This is a genomic window from Epibacterium sp. Ofav1-8 (genome assembly GCF_022348185.1).
Classification (GTDB): domain Bacteria; phylum Pseudomonadota; class Alphaproteobacteria; order Rhodobacterales; family Rhodobacteraceae; genus Epibacterium.
Window position 1 is genome coordinate 35459 of record NZ_JAKRFD010000016.1, and the last position, 14580, is coordinate 50038.

At 64.5% G+C, this 14580-nt stretch carries 14 protein-coding genes; 3 read left to right on the forward strand and 11 right to left on the reverse strand.

Annotated features, from left to right (window positions below):
• Positions 1–26: 26 nt before the first annotated feature.
• The 10 genes from idi to MHM97_RS20395 all read right to left on the reverse strand — a co-directional run bounded on the left by idi (position 27) and on the right by MHM97_RS20395 (position 8856).
• Positions 27–581 (reverse strand): isopentenyl-diphosphate Delta-isomerase, encoded by a 555-nt coding sequence (gene idi, locus MHM97_RS20350; RefSeq protein WP_239324994.1) that lies wholly within the window; start codon positions 579–581, stop codon positions 27–29.
• Positions 582–758: 177 nt separating this feature from the next.
• Positions 759–1214 carry a c-type cytochrome gene (locus MHM97_RS20355; protein ID WP_239324996.1) on the reverse strand — a complete coding sequence of 152 codons (456 nt, stop codon included), beginning with the start codon at positions 1212–1214 and terminating at the stop codon, positions 759–761.
• 140 nt (positions 1215–1354) lie between these two features.
• The gene (locus MHM97_RS20360) at positions 1355–2374 is read right to left on the reverse strand and encodes a P1 family peptidase (protein ID WP_239324998.1); all 1020 of its coding nucleotides are present in this window, start codon (positions 2372–2374) and stop codon (positions 1355–1357) included.
• Between the two features lie 85 nt (positions 2375–2459).
• Positions 2460–3206, reverse strand: a complete 747-nt coding sequence (locus MHM97_RS20365; protein WP_239325000.1) for an SDR family oxidoreductase — start codon at positions 3204–3206, stop codon at positions 2460–2462.
• An 82-nt stretch (positions 3207–3288) separates the two neighbouring features.
• Entirely contained in the window at positions 3289–3708 is a 420-nt protein-coding gene (arfB, locus tag MHM97_RS20370; RefSeq protein ID WP_239325002.1) for an alternative ribosome rescue aminoacyl-tRNA hydrolase ArfB, read from the reverse strand.
• Between the two features lie 547 nt (positions 3709–4255).
• Entirely contained in the window at positions 4256–4888 is a 633-nt protein-coding gene (locus MHM97_RS20375) for a queuosine precursor transporter (RefSeq protein ID WP_239325004.1), read from the reverse strand.
• Positions 4889–5020: 132 nt separating this feature from the next.
• Positions 5021–5950: an esterase-like activity of phytase family protein gene (locus MHM97_RS20380; RefSeq protein WP_239325006.1), complete on the reverse strand. Its 930-nt coding sequence runs from the start codon at positions 5948–5950 to the stop codon at positions 5021–5023.
• On the reverse strand, positions 5923–6846 hold the full coding sequence (mepA, locus tag MHM97_RS20385) for a penicillin-insensitive murein endopeptidase (RefSeq protein ID WP_239325008.1): 924 nt from the start codon (positions 6844–6846) through the stop codon (positions 5923–5925). The genes MHM97_RS20380 and mepA overlap by 28 nt, the downstream gene beginning before the upstream one ends.
• Positions 6843–8228 carry an MFS transporter gene (locus MHM97_RS20390; RefSeq protein ID WP_239325020.1) on the reverse strand — a complete coding sequence of 462 codons (1386 nt, stop codon included), beginning with the start codon at positions 8226–8228 and terminating at the stop codon, positions 6843–6845. Before MHM97_RS20390 ends, mepA begins: the two co-directional genes overlap by 4 nt.
• A gap of 49 nt (positions 8229–8277) precedes the next feature.
• Complete coding sequence (locus tag MHM97_RS20395) at positions 8278–8856, reverse strand: acyl-CoA thioesterase (protein WP_239325022.1); 579 nt, start codon at positions 8854–8856, stop codon at positions 8278–8280.
• A gap of 133 nt (positions 8857–8989) precedes the next feature.
• Between MHM97_RS20395 and MHM97_RS20400 the strand changes: the two genes are divergently transcribed.
• From MHM97_RS20400 to yaaA, 3 genes are all read left to right on the forward strand, one after another.
• Positions 8990–9277, forward strand: a complete 288-nt coding sequence (locus tag MHM97_RS20400; protein ID WP_239325024.1) for a YggT family protein — start codon at positions 8990–8992, stop codon at positions 9275–9277.
• A 106-nt stretch (positions 9278–9383) separates the two neighbouring features.
• On the forward strand, positions 9384–11423 hold the full coding sequence (recQ, locus tag MHM97_RS20405; protein ID WP_239325027.1) for a DNA helicase RecQ: 2040 nt from the start codon (positions 9384–9386) through the stop codon (positions 11421–11423).
• A 30-nt stretch (positions 11424–11453) separates the two neighbouring features.
• Positions 11454–12218: a peroxide stress protein YaaA gene (yaaA, locus tag MHM97_RS20410; RefSeq protein ID WP_239325030.1), complete on the forward strand. Its 765-nt coding sequence runs from the start codon at positions 11454–11456 to the stop codon at positions 12216–12218.
• Positions 12219–12249: 31 nt separating this feature from the next.
• Here yaaA and MHM97_RS20415 read toward each other — a convergent pair whose 3' ends face one another.
• On the reverse strand, positions 12250–14505 hold the full coding sequence (locus MHM97_RS20415) for a response regulator (protein ID WP_239325033.1): 2256 nt from the start codon (positions 14503–14505) through the stop codon (positions 12250–12252).
• Positions 14506–14580 lie beyond the last annotated feature (75 nt).

Below are 14580 nucleotides of genomic sequence, written 5' to 3' on the forward strand. Positions count from 1 at the left end.
GCCCCGGCGCAAAAGGCAAGCCGCGCTCAGCCGCGCGAGGTGACGATCAACTCGGGGCCAAAGATCACATCGGCATAGTCCGCCAGATAGATCTTCAGCCAGGGGGTGAAGCGCTCCGGATGGCGCGCGACCTCGGCCAGCAGGTCGTGATAATCCACCCAGCGGGTTTCCATCACCTCGGCCGGGTTCGGCGCCAGCCCGAGCGGCGCCAGCATATGGGCGAGATAGACATCGACCACCTCGTGTTCGATCAGCCCGTCGCCGACGTCGGCGCGATATTCCAGCGTATGGCGATACTGCGGATAGAGGCCGGTCAGCCCCAGCTCCTCCTCCAGGCGGCGCACGGCGCAATGGTCGGAGGCTTCGCGCCACATCGGATGGGTGCAGCAGGTATTCGCCCAGAGCCCGGGGGTGTGGTATTTGCCCATCGCCCGGCGCTGCATCAGGATCTTGCGCCCCTGCACCACAAAGACCGAAACGGCCTTGTGCCGCAGCCCGTCCTGATGGGCGCGCAGCTTGTCCACCGGGGTCAGCCGGTCATCGACCCAGGCGGGGATCAAATCGGGACGGCGCTCTGGCATGGTTCTCCTGACGCTACATGGGCCCGGTCGGGCGACTGTCGAAAGCCGGTGATTTAAGCCATGCGCGGCGATATCTCAAGAGCGGGTCCTTGCTACACGGCGCCGCAACCCTGGGGCAGACCCCTGTGGCTGCGGCGCGTTGGCAGCTCTGTGCCAGTCTGTGCCGTCCGGGCAGCGTCAGTTGGTGGCAGAACTCTCGTCCGCCTCACCCTCTGCTGCGGCCGGGCCGAACTGCGCCAGATAGGCATAGACGTCCTCGCCCCCCTTTTTCAGGCGAAAGGACATTTTCGACTTGGCGCCACCATCGTCGAGATAGGTCTTCAGGAAATCGCGCGGATCCTGAACATAGGCGACAAACTGCTCTTCGTCCCAGACCAGACCGGCTTCGCCGGCGGCGACAAGATCATCGCCGTAGCGGAAATCCTCGACCGTGCCCGCCTGGCGGCCGACAATGCCCCAGAGGTTGGGGCCGGTGCGCCCGCCCTTGCTGATGCTCTCGCCGGTGTCAGAGACGATCTGGTGGCAGGATTTACACTTGTTGAAGGCTTTCTTGCCCTTGTCGGCGTCGCCCTCGGCAAAGGCCGGGGCGGCAGCAAGGCTGGCAAGCAGGGCTGTGGTAAGAATGGGTTTCATAAAACTGGCTCCTATGCGTTCTAGTCGCAGGTTCTGTCGGACGCCGAGGTGGAGTCAACGCGACATTCTGGTCCTAGGCGGAGTATGTGGTGTGCTTTGGCGCAAAGGGCAGGGGCAAATGGTGCCAAAACACTTGCCGATCAGGCCGACCAGCAGGGAAGGATGTCTCCGGCTGCGGGGGTGGCGGCGTGGACGGCGCGGGCGATCGCCCGGGACAGGCAAAGCGCAGAGGCATGGCACAGGCCCAGCATGTCGGTTGCCGGATCGCCCAGCGGCACGGCGCCGGTGGCGGCGGCAAAGACCAGATCGCCGTCATGCGGCCCGTGCGAGGGGACGATCGCCCGGGCCATGCCATCATGGGCGGCGGTGGCCATGCGCTGGGCCTCGGCCTTGGTCAGCACGGCATCGGTGGCGACGATGGCGATGGTGGTATTGGCCCCGTCCGAGGACACCGGCGCCCCGGCGAGCGCGGCCATCGCCTCCATCTTGCGGCTGCGCAGGCTGCGCCCGAGGCCGGATGCGGGGTCGGGGCCAAGACCGCCGAACTCGCCGTCGATCTCAAACGGGGCGGCCCAGAAATGGCGCTCGCCCGGTGTGGTGACGGATCCGATCGGATTGGCCACCACCAGCGCCCCGACGGTGTGGCCGCTGTCGAGCAGCAGCGAGGCCGAGCCCAACCCGCCCTTGTGCATGCCGGTCAGCGCGCCGGTGCCGGCGCCGTGGCTGCCAAGGGTGAACTCGGCAGCGGCGGCCTCCAGCGCGGCGCGGCCCAGGGCGGGGTAGGGGCTGTCGTCCCAGTCCTTGTTGCCGCCGTTCAGGAGGTCGAAGATGATCGCCCCGGGCACGATCGGCACCACGGCGGGGCCGAGGCGAAAGCCGCGCCCCATTGCGCGCAGCCCCGCGACCACGCCGGAACAGGCATCCAGCCCATAGGCCGACCCGCCCGAAAGCACCAGCGCATCCACCGCCTGCACCGTCTTGTCCGGGGCCAGCAGGTCGGTTTCCCGCGTGCCCGGCGCGCCGCCCATGACATGGACGGCGGCGGTAAAGGGCTGATCGGCGGTCAGCACCGTGGTGCCGGATTTGAGGGCGTGATCCGCGGCATTGCCGACCCGAAGGCCAGCGACATCGGTGATCAGGTTGCGGGGGCCTGGGGTCATTGCGATATCCTGTTGCAAAGCGGAGCGCCCCTGGCGGGGCGCACAGGTTAAGCGCTGGCGCGCGGATTGGGGGCGGCCGCAGGTGTTAGATACACCGGCCGCCGTCGACTTCCATGCACACGCCGGTGACCATGCTGGCCTCGTCCGAACAGAGATAGAGCGCGGCGTTGCCCATGTCCTCCGGGGTGGAAAAGCGGCCCAGCGGAATGGTCGAGAGGAACCTGGCCCGCACCTCCGGCGTGTCCTCGCCCATGAACGACTTCAGCAGCGGCGTTTCTCCGGCGACCGGGTTGATTGCATTCACCCGCACGCCCGACGGGGCCAGTTCGACGGCCATGGTGCGGGTGGCGGTGATCATCCAGCCCTTGGAGGCGTTGTACCAGTTGAGCTGCGGGCGCGGCGACACACCCGCGGTGGAGGCCACATTGAGGATTGCACCGGCGCCGCACGCTTTCATGTGGGGAACCAGCGCCTGAGCGGTCAGATAGACGGATTTCATGTTCACGTTGAACACCCGGTCGAAATCCTCTTCCGAGACCTCTTCCAGCGGGGTGGGCAGATGGGTGACGCCGGCGTTGTTCACCAGGATGTCGACCTGGCCAAATGTCTCTTGCGCCGCGTTGGCCATCGCCAGGACCGAGCCGCGATCCCCCACATCCACGGTCTGCGCGCAGGCGGATTGCCCGTGCGACGCCGCCAGTTCAGCCGCGGCGGTTGCGTTGATGTCGGCGATCATCACCCGCGCACCTTCGCGCAGAAACGCCTCCACGATTCCCTTGCCAAAGCCCGAGGCGCCGCCGGTCACGATGGCGGTCTTGTCCTTGAGGCGCATGGTTGGCCCTCCCTCTCCTGCTGATTGGCGGCAGGATGGCGCGGGGGCGCAACCGGCGCAAGGGGCGTTGCCGGATCTGTGCTCAGTCGCCGTCGACGCGACCGCGCAGGGATTTGACCTCGGCGCGGGTCTTCTTGGCCTTGAGGCGACGCTCGACGCTGCCGCGGGTGGGTTTGGTGGCGATGCGGCGCTTGGGTTTCACCAGGGCGCGGCGGATCAGTTCTGCCAGCCGTTCACGGATGATCTCGCGGTTGCGTGCCTGCGAACGGGTCTCGTCACATTGCAGGATCAGCGCACCGTCATTGGTCCAGCGCCGCCCGGCGATGCGGCGCAGGCGGGTTTTGACCGGGCCGGGCAGATGCGGCGAGCGTTCGGCCTCAAAGCGCAGCTCGACAGCCGAGGAGACCTTGTTGACGTTCTGCCCGCCGGGGCCAGAGGCGCGCATGAAGCTCTCGGTCAGTTCCCAATCCTGCAGGGTGATATCGTCGTTTATGCGTAGCATGCGCGGACCATAGAGCATGTCGTGCAAAAGTGGGAACCGGTTTTGCACTATCAGACATGCGTCATCCAGAAGAGCATGTCGTGTAAAAGTGGGAACCGGTTTTGCACCACCAGACATGCGGCACCAGCAAGAGCATGTCGCGCAAAAGTGGGAACCGGTTTTGCCCCCGGATAAACGCAATCGGGGCAAATACATCTGACACGGGACTGAGAGCCCGCTCTGTCAGCAGCATCGCTCCAGAGCACGCGGTTGGCACGCGCAATACCCTGAATACGCACGGAAAAGGGCCGCTCCATATGGCGCGGCCCTTCCGAAAGTCTTTGAGAGCAAAGGCAGGTTAGGGTGCAGTCAGCGCTGTGTCAGCCTGTGCAAACCCAGCCGGTTGGCCTCTGCCAGAGAGGGCTGCCTCAGTGGCGGACCGCTCCGGTGGTTGCTGCTCCTTGCTCCAATCCCTTTCTTGACACTGGATCACCTCCTTTTCTCTCTGTTTCTGTTGTCCTCAGAGTGGCACGGAATTCTCGGATCACCAAATGAAAATCGCGCGAAATCAGATCTCGGCGGTCTGGCTGCGCGTCAAACGGGCAACAATCAGGCGGAAGGGGATCAGCGCGATCAGCGCCAGCGACAGCTTGACCAGCCAGTCGGCCACGGCCAGCGACACCCAGAGCGGGGCAACCGGGCCTGCGCCCAGAAGCGGCAGCATTTCCCCGGCCCAAGAGACGTCATTGCCGGGCTCGATGAAGGTCAGAGCGCCGGAAAAGGCGATGGTGAAAAAGATCGCGGTGTCGAGCGACGAGCCGATCAGCGTGGAGGCCAGCGGCGCACGCCACCATTTGCCGCCGCGCAGGCTGGCAAAGATCGCCACGTCCGACAGCTGCGCCAGCAGGAACGCCAGACCGGAGGCAATGGCGATCCGCAGGGTCACCAGCGGGCCAAACTCGCCCATGATCTGCGTGCCAATGAGCGAACAGATCACGCCGACGATGAAACCGGCCAGCACGACCTTGCGCGCGGGGCCTGCGCCATAGACGCGGTTGGTCACATCGGTGACGAGGAAGGCGATGGGATAGGTAAACGCGCCCCAGGTCAGCCAGTTGCCGAACAGGAATTGCACGAGGATGTTGGAGGCCACCACGACGGCAGCCATGGCGAGAACGCCAGGAAGATAGGTGCGGGTCATGTATATTACCGTTTTTTAGACAAGGTCGCGGAGACTTGTGCACCCCGGTCCGGAGCGCGAAAGATCGCTTCGTTTATGCAGATCCCGGGGCAAATGCAAGAGATCGCCCCCTGTTTTATGGGGCGATCCGCATTAGCGGCGGTCGGGCAGGTCGTATTCGACCAGTTCCGTGCGCTGCACCCAAAAGAAATTGTCATCCGAAATCATGGTTGCGCGCAGCGTGCCGGATGCGGTGCGCCAGATGCTGACGCCTTCGAGGTTGTCGTGCTGTGCCAGGGGGGTATTCAGCAACACCTCTCCGCCGCTCAGACCCTGATCCGACAGATCAAAACGGCGCAGGCGGCTGCGAAAGCCCACGGTGACAAATTTGCGCTCCAGCACATAAAGGGCACCATCGGGGCCGAAATCGGCCCCCACCGGCAGAAACCCGTCGCCTTCGGGATAGGGGCCAAGCCCCTGCCAGCCCGTTGCTTGGCGCCAGCGCCAGACCCGCGAGACCTGCGCGTCGCGGGCGGCCGCTTCGGAAATCAGCAGCAGTTCGCCCGCCGGGCCATAGGCCAGCGATTCAAAGGACGCGTTGAAATAGAACCGCTTGAACGCCGCGGGCGCGGACAGGGCGCGGACCTGCGCGCTGCGATACTCCAGCACCCGATGCGGGCTTTCGAACGACACGAAATACCTGTCGTCTCCGGCCAGGGCGAGGCCCTCGCTGTCCTCGACCTTTTCGGCCACGGGCGCGCCATCCGCGTCGCGCAGCCGTCCGTTTGTGGCCATCCGCAGGCTTGTTATGACGCCTTTGTCGCGCGTGATCTCGCCCGTGACCATATGCGCGCGGTCGGTGATCGCGGTAAAGCGCAGGCCGTCATCCGAGAGCTCCAGCCCCGACAGGCCGCCGAACCACGGGGCGTCCTCCTGCCAGCGATAGCTGGAGACATGGGTCGCGCTGTTGCTCTCGGCGTGGGTTACTTTCCAGACCGCCGATGCCGCCCAGGCCGCCGCACAGAGCGCGACGATCAGGGAAGCAGAGAGCGAGGCTAGTCGGACGAGAGAACGGCGGCGCATTGTTGGGGAAGATCCGAAAGGGTGTAGTCCCTGCGCGGTTTAGGCTTTGGCGCGTTCGGGTCAACCGGTTTTGGCGGCGGCGGGTTCAGGATGTTGGCCACCCATTGCCGGGCGTCATCACAGCCATCGCCGCGCGGGGGCGGATCCTGGTCGACACAGCCCCGGGCGCCACGCGGGCAGTTCAGCCGCACGTGGAAATGATAGTGATGCCCCCACCAGGGCCGGATCTTGCGCAGCCAGCTGCGGTCGCCGGTTGCGGTGTCGCACATCTTCACCTTGGCGCCGGGGAAGACAAAGATCCGCGCCACACGCGGGTCCGATGCGGCGGCTTTCAGGATCTCGTGATGCTGTGTGCTCCAATTGGAGTTCACATAGGCCCCGCTGGCGCGCCGCAAGGAAATCGACGAGATGTTTTCGCGTGCCTCGCGGCTCAGATCGAGCCGATCCGGCGGCAGCATCCAGATATCGGCATCCAGACCGATCTGGTGGCTGCGGTGCCCGGACAGCATCGGCCCACCGCGCGGCTGGCTGATGTCACCGACATACAACCCCTGCCAGCCCGGCTGACGCGCGGCGACGCGGCTCAGGTCCTGAATGAAATCAATGGTCTCCGGGTGCCCCCAGTTGCGGTTGCGGCTCAGGCGCATGGCCTGCCAGGTGGGGCCGGTCTCGGGCAGCTGCACCGCCCCCGCGACGCAGCCCTTGGCGTAGGACCCCAGGGGCGCCGGGCGTTGGGCGGAGCCGTCGCGCTTGGCGCCGAACAGCTGTTTGGCGGGCGCGGTGGAGTTCACCGCCTTGTTGGCAAATGACGCGGCGGATGGGCGCGGGCTGTCCTGCGTCGGCGCGCAGGCGGCCAGCACAAACGCCGCCAGGGTGACCTGTCGAATGAACCTCAAACCTGATCTCCTTCACCATCCACCCGGGTCAATAAAAGCAGACCAAGGGCAAAGAGCGCAATCACTGGTGTAATCCCAAGCCGCGCGCTGCCCGTGAGTGTTGTCATCAGGCCGATCAGCGCCGGCGCCAAGAATGCTGTCGCCCGCCCGGAAAGCCCATATAGACCAAAGGCTTCGGTGGCGGTTTCCGGGGTTGTATGGCGCACCATCAGGGTGCGGCTGGTGGCCTGCAATATTCCGCCGAAGCCGCCGATCAGCACGCCGCAGGCGAAAAAGACCTGATCCGGCAGGCTTGATCCGTCGGCCAAAGCGACGCCAAAGATCTGCGTGCGCGACATGTTGACGACGATCAGGCAGACGAGACTCAGCACCAGAATGGCGGTCAAAATCACCGGTTTCGGGCCAAACCGCGTGTCCGCCAGCCCGCCGATCCAGCTGAACAGCGCCGCCGAGATCGCGGCGATAATGCCAAAGATGCCGATCTGGGTGATCGACCAATCAAGCACCAGCCCCGCATAGACGCCGCCAAACCCATAAAGCCCATTGAGCGCATCGCGATACAGCATCGAGGACACCAGATAGCTGGTGAGGCTCTTGCGATGGGCCAGCCCCTTGACCGAGGCGACCACCATCGACACCGCCCGACCAAGGCTTGCGCTGCCACGCCGGGGGCCGCGCGGATCGCGCACCCAGGCAAAATAGGGGATCATGAAGAGCGCAAACCAGATCGCCACAAAGGGCCCCACCGCGCGGGTGCCCTCGCGCGCGCTGGCGTCGAGGCCCAGAATGGGGTCCAGGCCGATCAGCGTCTTGCCGCTGTCCTGTTCGACAAACAGCAACAGCATGATGAACAGCGACACCACCCCGCCGAGGTAGCCAAAGGCAAAGCCGGAACCGGACAGCTGCCCGACCTCTTCCTTGCTTCCCAGCGACGGCAGCTGCGCATTGACAAAGATCAGCGCAAACTCCGCGCCGATAAAGCCGACGCCGAAACTAATGAGCATCCACCACAGGTTGCTGCCCGCCGGATCCATGAACCACAACCCCGCCGAGCCCAGCACATAGGCCACGGAAAATCCGATGATCCACGGCAGTTTGCGCCCGGCAATATCGGCCAGCGCCCCGAGGAAGGGCGCCGAGAGACCGATAATCAGCCCGGTGATGGTCAGGCAGAGCGACCAGCTCGATTGTGCCTGCGCCTTGGCCGCCTCGCTCTCCAGCCCCGTTGCCAGGAAATACTCGGTCGCGCTGGCGGCAAAGAAAGGGCCAAAGACGAATGTCACCAGCAGCGTGTGATAGGGCTGGCTCGCCCAGTCGAAAAACCACCAGCCCCAGATGCGTTTGCGCAGGGAAATTCCCTGCGCCGCCGTAAGTTCCGCCATTACCGCCCCCAAATGCCCGACTGCACGTTGGGTCTAGCTATGGCAGGGGTCAGGAGGCGCTTGCAAGCCTCTCGTGGTGGGCACCAGCGCCCGCATCCGCCATGGGCGGCCAGGGGCGCTGGTCTTCGGCGGCGCACCAGGCCTGCACCCAGTCGGGCAAATCCGGGGTCTGAATGTCCTGGCCCCAGGCCTTGATCACCCGTTCGGGCGGCACGATGCCGTTCTTGTCGGTCACCACCGTGCGCAGCAATGCGTGGTTGGCGCAGTCGCCGTTCGCCTTCCACATGCCCTGTTCCACATAGATAAAGCGGTTGTCCCAGCCGATGGCGCGGCTTTTCATCTCGAACCGCTCAAAGGCTTTGATGCGGCGGCGATAGCGGATCGAAGTCCCCGCGACGGCCACGGCCCAGCCTTCGCGTTTCAACACGCCTGCCAAACCGGTGCGCAGGGTCAGCATCGTGCGCCCCAGATCATAGAGCGTCAGCGTGCGGCCATTGTTGAGCTCCATCCAGATGTCGATGTCCCACGGCCAGCAGTGATGGCGCGACACATGGGTGTCGAGCGGCGCAAGACGCGGCTGGCGGCTGGCAATCACGGCATCTTTCAAAAGGCGTACGATCGGGTACATCTGAACACTCCGGTTTACTTGTTCCCTTGATGCCACCTGTTCACCACACGTCAACCTAGGACCTTGCGGAAGGGTTGCGAAATCCGCGCGCCCCGCCTACCTGTGTTGCGGTTCGAAAGAGGAAAGTTCAAAGATGCAGTCGCTGTTTCAAATCCTGATGCTGGTCCTGGACATTGTCTGGTTCTTCATCATTGCCCATGTGATCATGAGCTGGCTGATCAATTTCCAGGTGCTGAACCTGAACCAGCAGTTCGTGGCGCAGATCTGGTATGGTCTGAACCGTATCCTCGAACCGCTCTACGCGCCGGTGCGCCGCATCCTGCCCAATATGCAGGGGCTCGATCTGGCCCCGCTGGTGGTGCTGATCGGTGTCTATGCGCTGCGCATCATCTTGGTGAACAACGCGGCGATGTTCTACTAGCGCCTGCGCCAATTGACCGCTGCGGCCCGCGGCGGGTCTTGCCCCCCGATTCCAGCTGTGGGATTGTGCCGCTCATAACCTGAGCAGACCAACCCACAGGCCCCCTATGCACGACGCAATCCCCCTGTTGCGCGATATCTTTGGATTCGACGGCTTTCGCCCCGGACAGGAAGAGATCGTCGACGCCGTGAGCGCAGGCGAAAACGTGCTGGCGATCATGCCCACGGGGGGCGGCAAATCCCTGTGTTTCCAATTGCCTGCGCTCAGGCGGCAGGGGATCACGGTGGTGATTTCGCCGCTCATCGCGCTGATGCGCGATCAGGTCCGCGCTTTGCAGGAGGCCGGTGTCTGTGCCGGGGCGCTTACTTCTGGCAATACCGAGGAAGAAACCGAAGCGGTCTGGAACGCCATTGAAGCGGGCGAGCTGAAGCTCTTGTACATGGCGCCCGAACGGCTGGCCGCAGGCAGCGCCATGGGGATGTTGCGCCGCATTGGCGTGTCGCTGATCGCGGTGGACGAGGCCCATTGCGTCAGCCAGTGGGGCCATGATTTCCGCCCGGATTACCTGCGCATCGGCGAGCTGCGCCGCGCGCTCGACGTGCCGCTGGCGGCCTTTACCGCCACGGCGGATCAGGAAACCCAGCAAGAGATCATCCAGAAACTGTTTGATGGCGAGGCCCCGCGCGCCTTCTTGCGCGGCTTTGACCGGCCCAATATTCACCTCGCCTTTGCCGCCAAGGACAGCCCGCGTAAACAGATCCTGGAGTTTGCCGACGCGCGGCGCGGCCAGTCGGGCATTGTCTATTGCGGCACCCGCGCCAAGACCGAGGATATCGCCCGCGCTCTGGAGGCCTCGGGCCATGTGGCCTGCCACTATCACGGCGGCATGGAGGCCGAGGATCGCCGCATCGTGGAAACCCGCTTCGCGCGCGAGGATGGGCTGATCGTGGTGGCCACGGTGGCCTTTGGCATGGGCATCGACAAGCCCGACATTCGCTGGGTGGCCCATGCGGATCTGCCCAAAAGCATCGAGGCCTATTATCAGGAAATCGGCCGCGCCGGGCGGGATGGGGCCCCGGCCGAGACGATGACGCTGTTTGGGCCCGAGGACATCCGCCTGCGCCGCAACCAGATCGACGAGGGGCTTGCACCTGCGGAGCGGCGCGGCGCGGATCATGCACGGCTCAACGCCTTGCTGGGGTTGGCGGAGGCGATGACCTGTCGCCGTCAGACCTTGCTGGGCTATTTCGGTGAAGAGGCGCAGCCTTGCGGCAATTGCGATCTTTGTGATGTGCCGGTCGAGACGTTTGACGGCACCACCGCCGTGCGAAAGGCGCTCTCGGCCATTCTGCGCACCGAGGAGACCTATGGCGCGGGGCATCTCATCGATATTCTGATCGGCAACGCCAATGACCGCGTGCGCCAGAAAGGGCATGACGATCTGTCGGTCTTTGCCTGCGGACGCGAGCATTCAAAGCCCGAGTGGCAGGCCATCTTCCGCCAGATGATGGGGCGCGATCTGGTGCGGCCCGACCCGGAGCGCCACGGCGCGCTCAGGATGACCGAACCGGCGCTGCCGATCCTGCGTGGCGAGGACAGCATCACCCTGCGCAAGGACACCATCAAATCCGCCACCCGCCGTCCGGCGGTCAAGGCACTGGTCTCGGATGAGGATGCGCCACTCTTGTCGGCGCTGAAGGCCAAGCGGCGTGCCCTCGCCGAGGCGCAAAAAGTCCCGGCCTATGTGATCTTTCCCGACCGCACCTTGATCGAGATGGCGGAAAAACGCCCGCAAAGCCTGGATGAGATGGCGCGCATTTCCGGCGTTGGGGCAAAAAAGCTGGACCGCTACGGCGATGAGTTCCTAGGGGTGATCACCGGCGAGGCCGAAGCGCTGCACCCGGCGCGGCGCAAGCTGGCCGGACGCGAACAGGGCTCGATCTACGACACGCTGCTGGAGGTGCAGGCGCGGTTGCAACGCGGCGCATGCGGCACCCAGAAGCCGCTGACCTGCTCGGCCTCGCAACTGGCCAAGGTGGCGCAGATGCGCGGTGACGATGAGAGCGGCCTGGAACGTCTGCTGGGGGAGCGCCGCGCGGAACGTTTTGCATCGGCGTTTCTGGACGTCCTGCGCGGCGCGGGCTAAGTCGGTGCCAAGAGCAAACGGAGGCAGAGAATGCTGGTAGTAACATCCCCCGCCAAGAAACTCGACTGGTCCGACCGCGATGTGGAGATGACCTATCCCGCGCTCCAGGACGACGCCATCGCCCTGGCAGAGGTGGCCCGCACCCTGTCGGTGGGTGATCTGATGAAGCTGATGCATATCAGCGAGGATCTGGCCAAACTGAACCATGAGCGGTTTCGCAGCTTTCAGGCCGACCCCAGCGACGCGGACCTGCGCCCTGCCGCGCTGGCCTTTGCCGGCGATACCTATCAGGGGCTGGAGGCGACCTCGCTCGACGCCGATGAACTGGCCTGGGCGCAGGATCACTTCCGCATCCTGTCCGGGCTCTACGGGCTGTTGCGCCCGCTGGATGCGATGCAGCCCTATCGGCTGGAAATGGGCTCGCGGCTGGCGACGGCAAAGGGCAAGACCCTCTATGCCTACTGGGGCCGCAAGATCGCCGACGCGTTGAATGCGCAGGCCGATGTGGTGGGCAGCGATGTTCTGGTGAACTGCGCCAGCCAGGAGTATTTCGGGGCGGTGGATCTCGATGTTCTGAAACCGCGCGTGGTGACGCCGGTGTTCCTGGAGGACAAGCCGGGCGGCCCCAAGGTGGTCAGCTTCTACGCCAAGAAGGCCCGGGGCGCCATGACGCGCTTTATCATCCAGAACCGGCTGACGGATGCGGCGGCGATCACCGGGTTTGACAGCGGCGGCTATGCCTATCAGCCCGAGATGTCCGAGCCCGACGCGCCGGTGTTCCTGCGCCGCGCCTGACCCTAGGCCGCGGCCACATAAATCCCGCTGCCTACCCGGTGGCGCGCAGCGCATCCTCACTGGTGCTCAGCGGCGCCACACCGGGGGGGACATTCTTCATCAGCCGGTCGTGGATCAGCGCCTTGCGCAGCGGTTTGGTCAGATAGTCGTCCAGACCCGCGGCCAGAATCCCCTCGGAATCGCCATCCATGGCATGGGCGGTGAGCGCCACGATCTGCACCCGGCGGTGCTCGGGGCCTTCGAGCGCACGGATCGCCTGCGTGGCCTCCTTGCCGTCCATCTTCGGCATCGAAATATCCATGAAGATCAGGTCGGGCGCAAAGCTCTGGAACAGCTCGACCGCCTCCTGCCCGTTGTTGGCAAAGCGCAGGTCGATGTTCAGATCCTTGACCATCTTGCGGAACACCAGCTGGTTGGTGCGGTTGTCCTCGGCGGCTAGCACCCGCATGCGGCGCAGGTCGGAGGCCAGCGGCGGCGACGGGGTGACGGGCTCTGCAGGGGCGCTGACGCTGGCGGCAGGTGCAGGCTCCGGCGCCGGGGGGGCCGGGGGCGCGGCTGCGGTGGGGGCGCTGAGGTTGGTCAAGGCGGTGAACAGCGCGCCCCGTGGCAAGGGTTTCTGCAACACGCCGGCAAAGATCGCGCCGACGGCGGGGTCGCTGGTGTCGGTCGGGTCGGAGGACAGCAGCAGCACCGGCAGATCCTGCCAGGCGTGGCGCAGGCTGCGCGCCAGTTTGAGGCCGTCCATGCCGGGCAGGTTGCGATCCGTGATGACCAGATCGACCTCGGCCGACATCTGTTCCAGCGCCGCGGCACCGCTGTTGACCGCGATCACCTTGAGCCCCAGGCGCTGCAGCTGGCGATTGAGGATCTCGCGGTTGATCTCCATATCGTCGACGATCATCACGCAGTTCAGATTCTCCGGCAGCTCCGGCGCGTTTATCTGACTGCCATCGGACACCACCAGCGGCAGCCGGAAGCCAAAACAGGACCCCTGTCCCAGCTCGCTCTCGACCCAGATCTCGCCATCCATCATCTTGATCAGGCGTTCGGTGATCGCCAGGCCAAGGCCGGTGCCTTCGAACTGGCGGTTGGCCTCATCCTCGACCTGGTTGAACTCGCCAAAGATGTGCCGGATCTTTTCTTCGGGAATGCCGATGCCGCTGTCCTCGATCGAGATATGCAGCATCACCGTGTTGTCCTCGGGTTGCGGCACGCCGGTGACGCGGGCGGTGACATGGCCCTCATTGGTGAATTTCACCGCATTGCCGATCAGGTTGGTGAGGATCTGGCGAATGCGCCCCGGATCGCCGATGAAATTGGTCGGCATGAACAGGTCGTAATCCACCAGGAGCGTCAGCCCCTTGTCGCGGGCATTGGCCTGAAGCAGCATCACCACCTCGTGCATGCAGGCTTCCAGATCAAAGGGTTCCGGATGCAGCACCAGTTTCTCCGCCTCGATCTTGGAATAGTCGAGCACGTCGTTGATGATGACCAGAAGCGCCTCGCCGGAATTCTTGATCGTATTGGCGTAGAGGCGCTGCTCTTCGGTCAGATTGGTGTCGTTGAGCAATTCGGCCATGCCCACGACCCCATTCATCGGGGTGCGAATCTCATGGCTCATATTGGCGAGGAAGGCCGATTTGGCGCGGTTGGCGGCCTCGGCCCGTTCGCGGGCGGCGCGCAGCTCTTCCTCGTAGTGTACCGTCGTGGTGATATCGAGCGCGAGGCTGACGATGTCGCCGTCATGGCCGCGCTGGTCGATCAGCTTCAGATAGCGGTCGTTCCACAGCCGGATCACCGTCGGCTCCGGCGCCGGGGACATCCAGCGTTCGGTCATCATCGCGCGCCAGGCATCGGCCGACAGCTCCTCGGTGTCGATCAGCCCTTCGTCGGTGAGGATCTGCAGGATGCGCACATAGGACACCCCCGGCGAGACCTCCTCCACGCCTTCAAAAATGTTGAGATAGGCGGTATTGGCGCCGATCAGCTTGCTGTTGCTGTCAAAGAACGCAAACCCGTCCTGAAACGCCTGGATCGAGTGCCACAGGCGGCGTTCGGCCTGTTCCACCTTTTCATTGGCGGTGTTGAGGTCGCTTTTGACCTTCTCGTTCTCATCGCGAAAGGTGGCGATTTCGGCCTGAGTCGCGCCAATACGCTTGGTCAGCGCCAGCGCATGGCGACCAAGTTTGCGGTTCGCATCCGTCAATTCCGCCTGTTTGAGCTCCAGAAGCCGCTCCGCCGCCAGTCGGGCTCGGCGTTCCTGTGCCAATTTTTCAGCAAGCGACATACGCGCCAACTCCAAACTACTCTATTCCGCACCTGCGGCCCCAATCTCGCAGGCAATCCTTAATTTGGCTTTAGC

Coding starts and splice junctions, on each gene's coding strand:
- idi (WP_239324994.1), bottom strand. CDS start 581: ATGCCAGAGCGCCGTCCCGATTTGATCCCCGCCTGGGTCGATGACCGG.
- MHM97_RS20355 (WP_239324996.1), bottom strand. CDS start 1,214: ATGAAACCCATTCTTACCACAGCCCTGCTTGCCAGCCTTGCTGCCGCC.
- MHM97_RS20360 (WP_239324998.1), bottom strand. CDS start 2,374: ATGACCCCAGGCCCCCGCAACCTGATCACCGATGTCGCTGGCCTTCGG.
- MHM97_RS20365 (WP_239325000.1), bottom strand. CDS start 3,206: ATGCGCCTCAAGGACAAGACCGCCATCGTGACCGGCGGCGCCTCGGGC.
- arfB (WP_239325002.1), bottom strand. CDS start 3,708: ATGCTACGCATAAACGACGATATCACCCTGCAGGATTGGGAACTGACC.
- MHM97_RS20375 (WP_239325004.1), bottom strand. CDS start 4,888: ATGACCCGCACCTATCTTCCTGGCGTTCTCGCCATGGCTGCCGTCGTG.
- MHM97_RS20380 (WP_239325006.1), bottom strand. CDS start 5,950: ATGCGCCGCCGTTCTCTCGTCCGACTAGCCTCGCTCTCTGCTTCCCTG.
- MHM97_RS20390 (WP_239325020.1), bottom strand. CDS start 8,228: ATGGCGGAACTTACGGCGGCGCAGGGAATTTCCCTGCGCAAACGCATC.
- MHM97_RS20395 (WP_239325022.1), bottom strand. CDS start 8,856: ATGTACCCGATCGTACGCCTTTTGAAAGATGCCGTGATTGCCAGCCGC.
- MHM97_RS20400 (WP_239325024.1), top strand. CDS start 8,990: ATGCAGTCGCTGTTTCAAATCCTGATGCTGGTCCTGGACATTGTCTGG.
- recQ (WP_239325027.1), top strand. CDS start 9,384: ATGCACGACGCAATCCCCCTGTTGCGCGATATCTTTGGATTCGACGGC.
- yaaA (WP_239325030.1), top strand. CDS start 11,454: ATGCTGGTAGTAACATCCCCCGCCAAGAAACTCGACTGGTCCGACCGC.
- MHM97_RS20415 (WP_239325033.1), bottom strand. CDS start 14,505: ATGTCGCTTGCTGAAAAATTGGCACAGGAACGCCGAGCCCGACTGGCG.